11 protein-coding genes are annotated in these 13,802 nt (G+C 47.9%); 3 read left to right on the top strand and 8 right to left on the bottom strand.

Going from position 1 to position 13,802, the window contains the following annotated elements; genetic code table 11:
• The first annotated feature begins 331 nt into the window (after window positions 1-331).
• From H6F51_01600 to H6F51_01590, 3 genes are all read left to right on the top strand, one after another.
• The gene (locus H6F51_01600) at window positions 332-730 is read left to right on the top strand and encodes a hypothetical protein (protein ID MBD1821215.1); all 399 of its coding nucleotides are present in this window, start codon (window positions 332-334) and stop codon (window positions 728-730) included.
• A gap of 171 nt (window positions 731-901) precedes the next feature.
• Window positions 902-2,116: a formate-dependent phosphoribosylglycinamide formyltransferase gene (gene purT / locus H6F51_01595; protein ID MBD1821214.1), complete on the top strand. Its 1,215-nt coding sequence runs from the start codon at window positions 902-904 to the stop codon at window positions 2,114-2,116.
• Window positions 2,117-2,162: 46 nt separating this feature from the next.
• A complete protein-coding gene (locus tag H6F51_01590) occupies window positions 2,163-3,392 on the top strand; it encodes a lycopene cyclase family protein (GenBank protein MBD1821213.1) in 1,230 nt (409 codons plus the stop codon).
• A gap of 33 nt (window positions 3,393-3,425) precedes the next feature.
• On the opposite strand, the gene H6F51_01585 is transcribed toward H6F51_01590, so the two are convergent.
• The 8 genes from H6F51_01585 to H6F51_01550 all read right to left on the bottom strand — a co-directional run bounded on the left by H6F51_01585 (window position 3,426) and on the right by H6F51_01550 (window position 13,714).
• The gene (locus H6F51_01585) at window positions 3,426-4,019 is read right to left on the bottom strand and encodes a hypothetical protein (protein ID MBD1821212.1); all 594 of its coding nucleotides are present in this window, start codon (window positions 4,017-4,019) and stop codon (window positions 3,426-3,428) included.
• On the bottom strand, window positions 4,016-6,199 hold the full coding sequence (locus H6F51_01580) for a peptidase domain-containing ABC transporter (protein MBD1821211.1): 2,184 nt from the start codon (window positions 6,197-6,199) through the stop codon (window positions 4,016-4,018). Before H6F51_01580 ends, H6F51_01585 begins: the two co-directional genes overlap by 4 nt.
• Before the next feature lie 10 nt (window positions 6,200-6,209).
• Window positions 6,210-7,241 carry a hypothetical protein gene (locus H6F51_01575; protein ID MBD1821210.1) on the bottom strand — a complete coding sequence of 344 codons (1,032 nt, stop codon included), beginning with the start codon at window positions 7,239-7,241 and terminating at the stop codon, window positions 6,210-6,212.
• A gap of 102 nt (window positions 7,242-7,343) precedes the next feature.
• Window positions 7,344-7,649, bottom strand: coding sequence for a Nif11 family protein (locus tag H6F51_01570; GenBank protein ID MBD1821209.1), 306 nt, complete (start codon window positions 7,647-7,649; stop codon window positions 7,344-7,346).
• A gap of 105 nt (window positions 7,650-7,754) precedes the next feature.
• A complete protein-coding gene (locus H6F51_01565; protein MBD1821208.1) occupies window positions 7,755-8,060 on the bottom strand; it encodes a Nif11 family protein in 306 nt (101 codons plus the stop codon).
• Window positions 8,061-8,316: 256 nt separating this feature from the next.
• Window positions 8,317-11,592, bottom strand: coding sequence for a type 2 lantipeptide synthetase LanM (gene lanM, locus H6F51_01560; protein MBD1821207.1), 3,276 nt, complete (start codon window positions 11,590-11,592; stop codon window positions 8,317-8,319).
• 171 nt (window positions 11,593-11,763) lie between these two features.
• A complete protein-coding gene (locus tag H6F51_01555; protein ID MBD1821206.1) occupies window positions 11,764-12,138 on the bottom strand; it encodes a response regulator in 375 nt (124 codons plus the stop codon).
• A gap of 76 nt (window positions 12,139-12,214) precedes the next feature.
• Window positions 12,215-13,714 carry a response regulator gene (locus H6F51_01550; protein ID MBD1821205.1) on the bottom strand — a complete coding sequence of 500 codons (1,500 nt, stop codon included), beginning with the start codon at window positions 13,712-13,714 and terminating at the stop codon, window positions 12,215-12,217.
• Window positions 13,715-13,802 lie beyond the last annotated feature (88 nt).

The raw sequence follows: 13,802 nt of genomic DNA, 5'->3' as shown, positions 1-13,802 counted from the left end.
AAACTAATTAACGATCGAATGCACTATTAAACTCCGACTGCTGTAAAGCTGTGTGATACCAAATTAAACATAGAACACAACAGATCATACTCAAAGTCCCCCAGAATGGGGGATTTAGGGGGCAAGAATCTGTCGTATCCACAAATCAATTTGGTATGAGTTGATGTTCCTCGGCTCTACTCCACAGTCCATAATGTTCAAGATGATCCCTTACTTGAGCTATTTAGATCGCTTTACTCACCTGAAGGATCATTTTTGATCGGCAGCACGATCAGGAGACTCATCCTGTCGTACAGTAACGATCAATGTCCTCACTTTGGTTACTAAAACCATGCTCCAGCTTGATCAACCTGCACTGCAAGCTCGCAATCGATTACTCGTAATGTTCGTACTGCTCTGCATTTTGGATGGTGCCTTAGTGATCCTGGCAAAGGATCGATGGGCGATTGGTCGCATCTTATTTACGCTTGTCGTGATGTACTTTGTTCTACAAGGACGAAAATGGGCAAAGTGGTTGCTGATTGGAATTTGTAGTGTGCTGGTTGTGCTTCTAATTGCAATGGTGGTGGCACTGAGTTCAAAGCTTTCTACTGCTCTGCTAATTGGGAGTTTGATCCTGTCTGCTCTTAGCACAATGATTGTGATTTATATAATCAGCAGCAAAGATTTAGGTCGCTATTTCGCCTACAAAAGGCAGTCTCACAAAAGGCAGTCTCAGCTCTTAGATTAGCCTGACAGCTTGCAATTTAAGAGTGTCTCCAGCCATGGTCGATCGCGCTCGGAAAGCGTAGCAAACCTCAGCACCGATCTAATTCTGCTCAAACCATATGCGGCGATTGTCCACTGACCTCCCCCTTTACTAGATAATGAAGAGAAAGCAAACCTTCTTCAGTGTTTCATCATGACCGATCTGTCGTCTTGGGGTACATCCCTGACCCCCACTGCTCAACGGCTTCTCTTGCTTGGCTCCGGCGAACTGGGCAAAGAAGTTGCAATTGAAGCCCAGCGTCTGGGGTTAGAAGTCATTGCGGTCGATGCCTATGCAAATGCGCCCGCGATGCAGGTCGCCCACCGATCGCATGTGATCAATATGCTGGACGGAACCCAAGTGCGGCGAATTGTTGAGCAGGAAAAACCGGGGCTGATTGTGCCGGAAGTTGAGGCGATCGCTACAGCGACCCTAGTTGAGCTAGAACAGGAAGGCTGGCGAGTCGTTCCCACCGCGAAGGCAACTCAGCTCACCATGAATCGAGAGGGGATTCGGTGTCTAGCCGCCGAGGAGCTAGGGCTGAAAACCTCGCCCTATCGCTTTGCTGAAACAGAAGTCGAATACCAGCAGGCGATCGTAGAGTTGGGCTTACCCTGTGTCGTTAAACCTGTTATGAGTTCCTCCGGCAAAGGTCAGAGTACCGTCCGCACTGAGGCAGAAATTCAATCTGCCTGGGAGTATGCCCAAGCCGGGGGACGCACCAAAGGCGGGCGAGTCATTGTCGAAGGATTTGTCCCCTTTGACACCGAGATTACCTTGCTGACGGTTCGTTCGGCTTCTGGGACTCACTTCTGTCCACCCATTGGTCATATTCAGGTGGGTGGTGACTACCGAGAATCTTGGCAACCCTGCGCTCTGCACCCCCAGACTCTAGAACGGTGTCAGGAGATTGCCGAGAAGATTACGACCGCCCTTGGAGGATGGGGCCTCTTTGGCGTTGAACTCTTCATTCAAGGAACTAGCGAAACAGCACAAACCGTATACTTCAGTGAAGTCAGTCCCCGCCCCCACGATACCGGGATGGTGACTCTGATAAGCCAGAGTATGTCTGAGTTTGAGTTGCATGTGCGAGCCATCACCGGGCTTCCCATTGGCGAGATTACCCTGATCCAACCCGGGGCATCGGCTGTGATTCTAGCCAGTACGGCGGGCGATAATCCCCGGTTTAGCGGAATTAGCGAAGCGCTGCAGGTGCCGACCAGTAAAGTCCGTCTGTTCGGCAAGCCTCGCGCCTATCGGAATCGTCGGATGGGGGTTGCTTTGGCGCTGGGCGATACTGTGGAGCAGGCTAGAGAGCGAGCGAAAGCAAGCGCGGCGGCTGTCACAGTTTTAGTATCGCAGGCTTGAATTATATTGAAGTAGCTCTGTTCCGGGAAGTGGAGGTTAGATTTTGGTGTTTGATGCTCTAGTCATTGGCTCTGGACCCGCAGGACTGGCGATCGCTGCCGCGCTTTGTGATGAAGGGTTAAACGTTGCAGGTTTAGCGCCCGTCCCGCCTCCGGTTGCGTGGTCAAATACCTATGGGATTTGGTGCGATGAATTAGAGCCGATGAACTTAACGCATCTTTTGAGCCACCGTTGGCAAAATAGTGTGGCCTATGCAGCTCAACAAAAAATCGCGCTTGGGCGAGAATATGGCTTATTCGATAACGTCAAACTTCAAAACTACTGGTTGGAACGCTGCGATCGCGGCAAGATGGTTTGGCATCAGGGTACTGCTGCCGCCCTGGAGCATTTCGCTGATCGCTCTTGTGTCACAACCCCAGAAGGAATTGCTTTATCCGCCAGAATTGTGGTTGATGCGAGTGGGCACAAACCTGCCCTATTAAAAAGACCCAAAAGCGACCGCATCGCTTACCAGGCAGCCTACGGCATCGTCGGCAGATTCTCCTCGCCGCCGATCGAATCCCAGCAGTTTGTCTTGATGGACTATCGGGCAGATCACCTGTCATCTGATGAACGAAAAGCGCCTCCTACCTTCCTTTATGCGATGGATCTAGGAAATGATGTCTTTTTTGTAGAAGAGACTTCATTGGCAAACAGTCCTGCTGTGACGTTTGAGGTGTTGCAGCAGCGGTTAGAGAAGCGGCTTGCCTTTCGGGATGTGCAGGTGAAAGAGATACAGCACGTTGAATACTGTCTGTTTCCCATGAATTTGCCGTTACCGTCTCTCGAACAATCAGTAATCGGGTTCGGTGGGGCAGCGAGTATGGTGCATCCTGCATCCGGGTACATGGTGGGTGCGCTGCTACGACGTGCGCCGGGAGTCGCGAAGACGATCGCCCACGCTGTAGAAAATCTGAACGATCCTCCCGCGAGAATTGCTACATCTGCATGGCAAACGCTGTGGTCAAGCGATGAGATGCGTAAACGCACCCTCTATTTATTTGGTTTAGAAAATCTGATGCGGTTTGATGAGCAAACGCTACAGGCTTTCTTTGCTTCCTTCTTTCAGTTGCCACGATCTCAGTGGAGCGCTTTTCTGGCAAATACCCTTTCTACGCCTGAAATGTTGCAAACGATGATGAACTTATTCGGTCACACCACCCATGAAGTTCGCTGGAATTTAATGCGCTCTGCCTGGAGCGATCGAGCGTTGCTTTGGAAAGTATTGGTTGGGTAAGAATGAGGTGTAGGTTCTGACTCTATACCAGATTCAGAACCACCCATTTCGACGCATCACATATTCTAAGATTGTCTCCTCACGGGCTAGAATGCTCGCTTTTACCTTCATGCCTGATCGAATTGAACAAGCTCGACTAGCAGCTTGCACAACTTCGACGGAGTTGCGCCGCGTCAAAGAAGTTGCTGACGGTAGAATCGTAACTTCAAAGTAGCTAGGTTGAGCAGTTTCTTCAGCATTGCGGGGTGCAATCGAAACTTCATCAGAGGATAGCGACTGAACTGTTCCTTTTAGCAGTCCATAGTCGGAGTAAGGACAGGCATTCACCCGCAGTTGTACCGCCTGACCCACCGCCACGCCATAGCGATCTTGGGCTGCAATATAAGCTTTGATTCTTAAAGAAGAGGGCCTCTGACCTGCGCTCCGCGTTTTCTGCTGCACAACTGTTCCCTCAGCTTTGATCGCAACGCTGTACTTAACGGTTGCTGCTAGAGCGATTGCAACACTCAACAGTCCCAGCAATATGAATGCACCAAACTTCAGCGATCGTGCAATGGGAGGAAGAAATTCGTCACTGTAAGCAGGTCGTAACCCATTGTATTTTTCATTTAATTGTTCCTGGGTCATCGGAGGACTCCATTCATCAATTCAATACTTTTTTCAGCAGAGGATAAAAACTCTAGATGACTGCCTGGTGTGGATCGCAAGCGATTGAGTGAGCCTTGCAGTTTGAGCTTGCCTTGCTCTAAAAAAACAATCCAGGCTGAGCGATCAATGACCTTGGAACGATGGCTAATTAAGATAGTCGTCTTGCCAGTTCGATGCAGCAGGAGGCGATCTAATACTTGCGACTCACTGACTGGATCGAGTCCAGAGGTTGATTCATCTAGAATCAAAATCGGCGGATCACTTAACAAGGCGCGTGCAATCGCGAGTCGTTGCCGTTGCCCTCCAGAAAGATTGGCACCAAACTCACCCAACACCGTTTGGTATTTATCCGGGAGTTGACTGATAAATTGATCGGCTTCGGTAATGCGGCAAGCTTGCACAATCTGCTCAAAGGTCGCCTGAGGAGCCGCAAGGCGGAAATTTTCTAAGATGGAGCGACTCCAGAAATGGGCATCTTGAGGCACTAAAACAACCTGTTGCCGCACACAGGCGAGCGATAGATCTTGCAGATTGTATAAGCCGATGCGTAAGTTGCCCGATTGCACTGGATAGAGTCCGGCAATCAGTTTTGCAAGCGTACTCTTGCCGCAGCCTGATTTGCCGATGAGCGCGATCGTTTGCCCGCCTGGGATAGTCAGTGAGAAATCTTCTAATAGCTCTAGCCGACCTGGATAGTTAAATGTGAGATGGCTACAAACAATATCTGCTGTGGACGAGAGCGTTGCAGCAGGTTTTTTAGACGCATCAAAATCTTCAGGAGTGGCTGCAATGACTTCGGTTAAGCGCTGCACACCTGTTTGTGCCTGAACCAAAGCATGAATCACTCCCAGCAATGCAGCAATAAATGCGAGGAAATTAGTGTTCATGCTATTAAAAGCAATGAGTTGCCCAATAGTTAGTTCATTCGCAATTACAAATGAACTGCCAAACCAGAGTAAGATGATGCTACTTACAGCAGAGACAAAACCAGAGAGTGCGCGATTAATTATTCCAATTTGAAGTGTCCGAAATGTTAGATTTGCGAGTCGCCCGAATCGGCTTTGCAATTCATCCCAAAATTGAGGAGCAGCATTGAGCGTTCTCAGGGTCAGCGCCCCTTTGAATGTTTCGACAAGAATGCCTTGATTTTCTGCTTCCAGCACCAATAGACTGCGCGTTTTCTCCTGTAACAGTGGAACTAACATTACCGTTGAAAGAATCATGACTACCGCAAGACCCAAGGCAACGGCTGTCAGTTTTGCACTATAGAGCAACATTAATCCGAGAGAGACGATCGCAATAAATAACTGGCTTGGCAACCCCACAACAATTTGCCCAACGAGTTGATTAATCTCTTGAATATCGCGCAAGCGGCTCACAATTTCTCCACTCCGCCGAGTTTCAAAATACTGCAAAGGTAACCGCAACAGTTGTCGACTAAAATCTAGCACTAACCCCAGTTCTAGCCGCTGAGTAAAGTGAGCAATCAGCAAGGACTGAATGTATCCTAAACTGCTGCTAATACAGTTGAGAACAATGACTGCGATCGCGACGATCGCGAGTAGTTTCAGGTCTCCTCGCATCAACACATCATCGGTAAGAATCTGCATCAGGAACGGGGCTGAGAGCGAGAGAATACCTAAAAAGAGATTCATCACTAGCACTGTTGCAATCAACTGGCGATGTTCCCAAGTATTTTTGAGAAAACGATTCCAGCTCCCTGTTGCATCATCGGACTGCGCCAAGAAATGTTCTAAATCTGGCTCTAGCAGTAACATCACTCCATCAGTCCAGCCCGATCTGAGTTCGGATTGGGAAAGATAGCGAATGCCTACCGCAGGATCGGCAATGACAAATCGCTTGCCGCGCTGCTGGTACAGCACCACCCAATGATACCCCTTCCAATGCACGATCGCAGGCAAGGGGAATGTTCCGATCGAGCGGAGCGATTCGGGTTGGACTTGAACAGCTCGTGCTTTGAATCCTAGCGTTTCAGCACCCCGTTTTAAGCCCAAGAGCGTTGTTCCCAACTGTCCTGTCCCAACCGCTTCCCGCACATGTGCAAGAGTGAAAGTTTTACCGTAGACTTTGGCGATCGAGGCAAGACAAGCGGCTCCACAGTCTTCCTGGCTATGCTGACGAACGTTATAGTATTTCATAGATTGAAGCTCAGGCAGAGAGGGGGACGCTAGCATCGAACCAATTGTGACCAAAAGCAAGATATGCCTTGGCATCTAGTGGCTGTTCAGGTTGATAGCTCAATTTAATATGGCTAACGCTGCGCCAGAAAATGCTGTGTGCTTTACCCCGCAAGAATAAATCTCCCCACATGAGGTTGGTGGGTGCAGCATCGTTTTGAGGAATGTTTTGAGAGAGACCAGTCCATTGTGCGATCGCAGCTTGTTTCTCCGGGGTGCATAGTTCTTGTCCAACCAGATAGTCTAGAAATTGTTGTTGTCTAGGGTGCGGCGAGGGTTGACGATTAAAACACTCAATGCCGATTTTTGGCAAGATTTGCTCACCTACATCGAGATCAAGGATTGCAACAGAATCGACTTGTTCCAGTAGATTTGAAATTAATGCTGTCAAACGGTTTGTGGAATCATGCCAGCCAATCTTGGTAAGATACTCTGGGATTTGCTGGAGCCGAATTCCGCTTACAACAACGCGAATTGCCTGGTTGGGACGAGATAACATTGCTCCTAAATGTTCAATTCGGGCATTAGTGGGCAAGGCATGAGCGCATCGGGTGAGATTTGCAGCAATGCTAGCGGAAATAGTGTGTTCTGGAAGGCGGTGAGCTAACTTAACGAGCGATCGCGCATCTTGAACAGTATCGCTGAGAGATAGAAATAGGCAGGGAATAGGAACTGATGCAGCAGGCCGATCAAGGTCAAATTCTAACCAAATGTGTTGCAGTTGATCGTAGAGTTCAGAGGTGGGTTGCACCCAGTCTTGACAGAGATTGTGCAGCGATCGCCAAGCAGAATGAGCTAGAAACGCTTGCGGTAGCGGCAACTTCAATCGAGGAAATCTGACTAATAGATCTACAACAGGTTGGGCAGTTCCTAAGCGTGACTCAAATCCCGCAAGGGAAAAGGGTGGAAGCACTTTGGATAATGCTCGAATATTAGAGAGTGCTGAGGCAGAAACCAACTCCGACGGGAGATAGGGAACGACAACATTTAAATAGTCTTCCATAGAGCAGGGCATAGGTCAGATCCTCTTCGATTAAGTCTCCAATAGATAGGCAGGTTTCTTGGGAAGAGATCGAGGAGTAGATACCCCTCGATCTTCGATCGATTAGTTTTCGCGGCACCAACCAAACAAACTTGTCCAGCCCCGACCATCACAGCCTCCGGTATAGGCAGCTTGCAATCCTCCGGCAACTGCTTCTAACTCTTCGTTGCAGAGATCTCGCACTTCTACCGTTTGACCCGCAGAAATCTGTTTTTCTACATCAGCAGTGGTGAAGCTATAGCCTTTTTCCGCTCCTAGCTCAACCATGAGTTTTGCAAATCCTGCTTGATCAGCCGTAAATTTTAGTTGCTCTTGAATCGTCGAGTCGTTCAGAAGAACTTGATTGAATTGTTCTAGGCTCTTTGCCATGATGAAACTCCTTGTACAGAATGGGTATGTCAGTCAATTAGATAAACAAGCTTCTTGGGGAGAAAGGAAAGATCGAGGGATATCTACTGCTCGATCTTCGATCAATTAGTTTTCGCGGCACCAACCAAACAAACTTGTCCAGCCCCGACCATCACAGCCTCCGGTATAGGCAGCTTGCAGTCCTCCGGCAACTGCTTCTAACTCCTCGTTGCAGAGATCTCGTACTCCTAGCGCTTGACCCGCAGAAATCTGTTCTTCTACATCAGCAGTGGTGAAGCTATAGCCTTTTTCTGCTCCTAGCTTAACCATCAGCTTTGCAAACCCTGCTTGGTCAATTGAAACCTTCAGTTGCTCTTGAATCGTCGAGTCGTTCAGAAGAACTTGATTGAACTGTTCTAGGCTCTTTGCCATGATGAAACTCCTTGTACAGAATGTGTGTGTAAGTGAATATCGAAACGTTTGAGTTGCAGATGGTTTTTGTCTGTTGCGTAACCTCTTGGCTTCGATGCTTTTAACAATAGAGAAGGAAAGGGAAGAACTAGAGGAGATAATTCAGTTAAAAAGAGTAGTTCTGGGGGAGGCAATAAGCCCCGAAAGCACTACTGCAATAGAAAACCCGAATAGCTTTGCTATTCGGGTCATTTGAAGAAATGCTACTTGGTTGAGTTCAGTGCCACAGTAGCGCTGATGGCAATGCTTCTGGATTCGCTAAGCGCAACAACTGGTAGCCAATCCCAGCCGTTCCCTGGAAGAAACCAGGATTAAACATCGTTGGCAAATCTAAAAATAGCTGATATCCGCCAGCTTGCTCTGATTTTGAGATTGTCCAAGCTGCCTGTTGCTTAGCTTTCTCTTTCCAGCCTGATCGGGCATCAAGTTGTTCAGCTAGCAATAGTGCCTCAACTCGACCAAAATTGCCACAGCAAAGATGATCGATCGCCTGTGGATAGTTCATTGTCGTTTCTAGTGCAATTCTAATCTCTTGCTGTGCCTCATTCCGTTCTGAATCGGTTTCTAGCATCAATAAGCTTCCCATCCGAGCCAATCCAATTCCTGGAGCGCCATGACACCAACTCGTCATGAAGTTGGGCTGCTTGTGCCGCAGATCTGCCCAATTTCTCACCTGTGCGGAGAAGTGATGCCGCTCGTAGGCTATCCCTTCTTGGGCAGCCTCAAAATAGCAGCGATTTCGGGTGACGCGATAAAGCCTTAGCAGAGCATAGGCGATGCCTGCTGCTCCATGAGAAAAGCCAGTCAGCGGTGTTTCACTAATTGTTTTCCAGCTTTTAGGCAAGTCATTGATGCTAACTTGATGCGTGAGGAGGTGATGACCACAGTATTCTGCTGCTGCTAAGACTTTCGGATCGCTACTGACCTCGTATAGTGTGAGCAATCCCAAAATTGCACCCGCCGCACCTCCAAGAATGTCTAGTTGATGATCTGTTGCGATCAGTTCTGGAGTGATATAGCGCGCAATCCGCTCTGCATCTTCTAACAGCGTCGGTTCTTGCAAGAATTGATTGATCCGAACTAAGGCGTAGATCAAAGACCCTAAACCTGTTGCGCCACCGATTCCCAAGCTGTTTGCGACTTTTTGAGAAAGCTCAATATCGGAATGATGCATCCACGATCGCAGAGATCCTAGTGCGCTGAGTGCCAAGGAACGATACCGCGATCGTCCTGTTATCATACTCATTGCCGCCAAAAATAAGGCAATTCCGCTCCTGCCATCGTACAGTGTGTCTCCCAGAGGACGGAACTGGAATCGCTCGACTTCAGGCAAATAGGTTAGGGCAATCCAACTGGCACTGCCATCTGGTTCGAGCAGCGCAGCATTCTCGATTTCCGCTGCGATCGCTTCTGCCTCGCGTAAAAACAATTCAGCCGTAGGAGATGCAATATTGTTGATCGTCTGGATCGGAGACGTGCGATCGCGGTTTGGAACACGGGCAATTCGCGCACAAAAGGCACCCCGAATCAATGTTACTTGCCGCGCTAGATCACCCTCACTCAGTTGCTGAAGCTGCGCTTCTACCTCGCTAAAGCTAGAATGCTGAAAGTATTGTTCTACAACAGTTTGCGAACCCGACATTAACGCAACGTCTTCTGCTCTTACTTCAAAATGGGGAATATCAAGCTGTTCTAATGATTTCCGTTCTGCCTGTAGAATCGCCCATGCTTTTGGCTTAGTCGGTGATACTAAAAAAGCACGGCTAAGAACATCTAGTTCAATACTACGATCGATGCCGTTGCGGAGAAACTGAGGAGATAGCGACTTTTGCTTAATCGCATCGTAAATTTGAGTCGCGCGGAAGACAAATCTTACCCGTTGGTGCTTTAAGTTGCTTAAAGGCGAATCACTATCCAGCAATGATGCGCGTTGCTGTAGCAAGAAACGATACATTTCCTCAAACCCTTCGAGCAATTGGGGAAGATAATTGTTAGGGGAGAGCGGTGTCCCATTTAAAACTGGCACATTTGCTTCTAGCGGCAAGGTCACGGATTCATATACTAGCCGCATATCATCGGTATTAATTGCTTTCCAGCAAGGCATCTTTCGTGGTGCTTGTTGAGGATCAACACTGCCCAAACCGCTAATATCAAAGGCAACTCGATTTTGCTTATTGAGTTCCCACTGAGGCAAAAGTCCTGTTCGCAGCACCGAATCCCAAAACCGTTGATCACTGCCATTCTGAGCATTGGTTGAGTTCCAGCTTTCAACCAAGGGATCAGCAGTAGGATGCATCAATGCTTCCATGTCAACTAAAACGAGATGCTCTCCGCTCGCGATCAAATTACCATAGTGACAATCGGTCGTTCGTAAGACATAGAGCAGACAGAGCAACATTCCCGATCGCTGATAAAAACGCTGGGCAGCAAGTTCGTCCTGACACGGTAACTGCTCTACATATTCGACCCAACCATGAGTGGTGCGATCGAGAACGCGCAACACTCTGAACGGAAGTAATTCACTCTGTTCATTGCACCAAGCGAGGAGGTGTTGATAGGCAACTTCCAATCCTAGATCTCTCGGTTTATAGATTAGTTTTAATCCTGAATCAAAGGTCAGCGCGATCACTGTTCGCATTTGATGGTGGGCATCAGAAAGCGACGATTCCACTTGCGTCACTTGTCTGAGGGGTGCTGAATCTGCGAAGGTATGTTGCAAATCAGCCCAATCGGTATTGAGGTGCTGAAGAAAATCCGCGATCGCACTCACCCAAAAATCAACCGTTGTCGCAATCAATCTCCCTAAAACAGGGTAGGTTTGGAACAGAGTGAGCAGTCCATCTGATAACTGCTTTTCAACAAAGGCACGGTAATAAGTTGTACTGAGCTGTTCTTGAGGCGTGATGAATCGATTCAGTAAGGTCTGTCCGAGTGGACGAAAGCGCGAAAACTCAGCATCCAAGGTAGGAGTGCAAAGTGCGATTAGTTGTTGCAAAAATTGGCGTTCTATCTGAAGATAAGCACCTTCGGATAGAACCTGCATGGCGGTTGGGTTTATCTGTGCCCATAGCTTTTGACGAGCAGCTAAAAGAACAGGGAGCAAAATATCTTCAAACGGGAGCGGTTTTTCTGGCTCTATAGGAAGTGCGATGGTTTTACGATCGTTCAAGCTTTGTTCTAAAGCCATTCGGACGATCGCCTGGAGTGTTTCTATCCAGCCGGAGTTAGGTAAAGGGTTTGCTGGTTCGTCCTTTGGATTGATTGTGGATGCTGCCAAAACAGCCTTTACAGTTGCGCTGTCTAACCCATCCCACGCTAACCGTTTCTCAAACTTTTCCCAATTCCCTTGAGCGGCAGTTTCACACCACCGTTGTAAAATTGCATCGGTCTGCTGAGTTTGATGGTCTAGGGAAGGTTGCCCCCAATGATGATTGAATTGCTCCCATAAAGAGCTTGCTTGAAATGCAATTTGCATGAAGTCAGCATGGTTCATTACAGTACTCCTTGAGAAAGTAAATGCTGACAGATTAGCGCTAGATCAGGGAGAAATCGGGGTGATTGGTTAGGGTCGTGATGACTGAAATTTGGGGCTAAACAGACAAAGCCCGTCGTTTCGGACTGATCTCGAAACCGGGCTGTTAGTATGCGAAGGTACTCAAACGACTTAGCGCCAAGTCAAAGCATCAATAATCTGTTGGGCAAGGGTAAGCGGACGAAAGGGTTTCGTAAAAATAGCTGCAACGTCTAAATCATAGAGATTGTGCTGCTCTGAGGCTTGCACTTTAGCGGTCATTAGAATTACAGGAATGGATTGAGTTTCAGGTTGTTGCTTGAGGTGCTGTAAAGTGGCGCGACCGTCCATATTCGGCATCATCAGATCGAGCAGAATTGCATCGGGGTGATGTTGAGCTGCGATCGCAATTCCTTGTGCTCCGGAGCTAGCAGTGAGAACTTCCCAGCCCGCTCCCATTTGGAGACCGAGTGTTGCGATCGCTCGCACATCTTCTTCGTCATCCACAATCAAAATTTGCTTATGCATCGCAATCCTCTAACAACCTAATGCTTATAAGGTATCGCTGAATCGGGGAGAAGTCGGGGAAACACGGTTGAATTAATTAAATGTCAAGCGGCAATTCAATATAGAATGTGCTGCCCTGGTTCTCGGTGCTTTCTACCCAAATTCTGCCCCCATGCTGCTCGATGATATTACGACAAATGGCAAGTCCAAGTCCGGTTCCGCCTTTTTGACGAGCATCCGAGGCATCTACCTGCTGAAATCGCTCAAAGATAGTCTGGATCTGGTGGGAGGGAATGCCTCGCCCTTGGTCGCAAACACTAATACAGACACTTGAAGCGTGATCTGAACTGCAAGCCCGCATCTGAACTGTTGTTTGGGCAGATGAGAACTTAATTGCATTACTCAGAAGATTGGTCAAGGTTTGCACAATGCGATCGGGATCAGCATTGAGCAAAATCGACATTGGTTCTGTACTCAATTGAATCTCAGAGCGATCCGCCATTGCTTGCATTTCTTCAGTTGCCTGAGTCATCAAGTCAGCGAGATTGCACGATCGCCGATTCATCGTAATTTTGCCAGAGCGAATCCGTTCGAGGTCGAGAATGTCATTGATTAACCGGATCAAGCGTTCTGCATTTTTTATGCCGATATTAAGAACTTGCTGCCCTTGCTCAGTCAAGCTGCCTAACTGTCCACTACTGAGTAAATCAAGCGCTCCCATCATTGAGGTTAAAGGAGTGCGTAGCTCATGGCTAACTAAGGAAATAAATTCGTTTTCGAGACGTTTACGCTCGGTGATGTCGTTTGCAATCAGTAAAGCGCAAGTTGTTCCATTTAGTTCAATGCGATCGAAGGATAGCAAAATACTTTTAACATTGCCGGAGTGGGTAAGCAGTTCAAATTCTAAGTTATGAAAGGTTTCTGTGGTTTGAAGACGACGCAGAAAAGTGGCTGAATCGTGACCTAAATGTAGCTTTGTAATCGAACTGCCGATGACTTGATCTCGTGTGTAACCACTAATGCTGAGAAAGCTAGGATTTACTTCAATTAATTGCCCTTCAGGAACGGTCACGATCGCGATCGGATTAGGGCTTTGTTGAAAAATGGTGGCAAATTTTTCCTCTGCGTGTTTGCGTTCGTCTTCGACGCGCAAGCGTTCGCGAATTTCTTGCTGAAGTTGTTCGTTTTGAGATTGCAGTTGATTCTGAAGTCGTCTCAACGTGAGATGGGTTTCAATTCGAGCCAAGACTTCTTCGATCTGAAACGGTTTTGTAATGTAATCGACACCGCCTGCTTGAAACGCCTTTACTTTGTCGCTCACGGCTTCTAAAGCACTGATAAAAATGATGGGAATATCACGGGTACGATCGTCGGATTTAAGATGTTGGCAAACTTCGTATCCGCTCATCTGCGGCATATTCACATCGAGCAGAATTAAATCCGGCGGCATTACTTGAGCGCCTCGAATGCCCGTCGAACCCTTCGTAACGCTGCGAACCTTGTAGCCGTGTTCAATCAGCAGGGTTGATAACAGATTGAGATTTTCCGGCGTATCGTCAATGACTAGAATGTCGGCTTTTGGTGTAGGCTCAGGCATTGCAGAATTTCATTGGAACTCTCACTAGATCTTAAGGTGAGATTACCAGTCTCTAAAGTAATCTCAGCAAAAAAACGGATTTCCCCGA

The organism is Cyanobacteria bacterium FACHB-DQ100 (assembly GCA_014695195.1).
In the GTDB taxonomy this organism is placed as follows: Bacteria; Cyanobacteriota; Cyanobacteriia; order Leptolyngbyales; family Leptolyngbyaceae; genus Leptolyngbya.
The sequence above is the reverse complement of the archived record's forward strand: the minus strand, read 5'-3'. Positions and strand labels throughout refer to the sequence as shown.

Excerpts from the sequence above, each read along its gene's own strand:
- H6F51_01600 (MBD1821215.1), top strand. The coding sequence starts at position 332 with ATGCTCCAGCTTGATCAACCTGCACTGCAAGCTCGCAATCGATTACTC.
- purT (MBD1821214.1), top strand. The coding sequence starts at position 902 with ATGACCGATCTGTCGTCTTGGGGTACATCCCTGACCCCCACTGCTCAA.
- H6F51_01585 (MBD1821212.1), bottom strand. The coding sequence starts at position 4,019 with ATGACCCAGGAACAATTAAATGAAAAATACAATGGGTTACGACCTGCT.
- H6F51_01580 (MBD1821211.1), bottom strand. The coding sequence starts at position 6,199 with ATGAAATACTATAACGTTCGTCAGCATAGCCAGGAAGACTGTGGAGCC.
- H6F51_01575 (MBD1821210.1), bottom strand. The coding sequence starts at position 7,241 with ATGGAAGACTATTTAAATGTTGTCGTTCCCTATCTCCCGTCGGAGTTG.
- H6F51_01570 (MBD1821209.1), bottom strand. The coding sequence starts at position 7,649 with ATGGCAAAGAGCCTAGAACAATTCAATCAAGTTCTTCTGAACGACTCG.
- H6F51_01565 (MBD1821208.1), bottom strand. The coding sequence starts at position 8,060 with ATGGCAAAGAGCCTAGAACAGTTCAATCAAGTTCTTCTGAACGACTCG.
- lanM (MBD1821207.1), bottom strand. The coding sequence starts at position 11,592 with ATGAACCATGCTGACTTCATGCAAATTGCATTTCAAGCAAGCTCTTTA.
- H6F51_01555 (MBD1821206.1), bottom strand. The coding sequence starts at position 12,138 with ATGCATAAGCAAATTTTGATTGTGGATGACGAAGAAGATGTGCGAGCG.
- H6F51_01550 (MBD1821205.1), bottom strand. The coding sequence starts at position 13,714 with ATGCCTGAGCCTACACCAAAAGCCGACATTCTAGTCATTGACGATACG.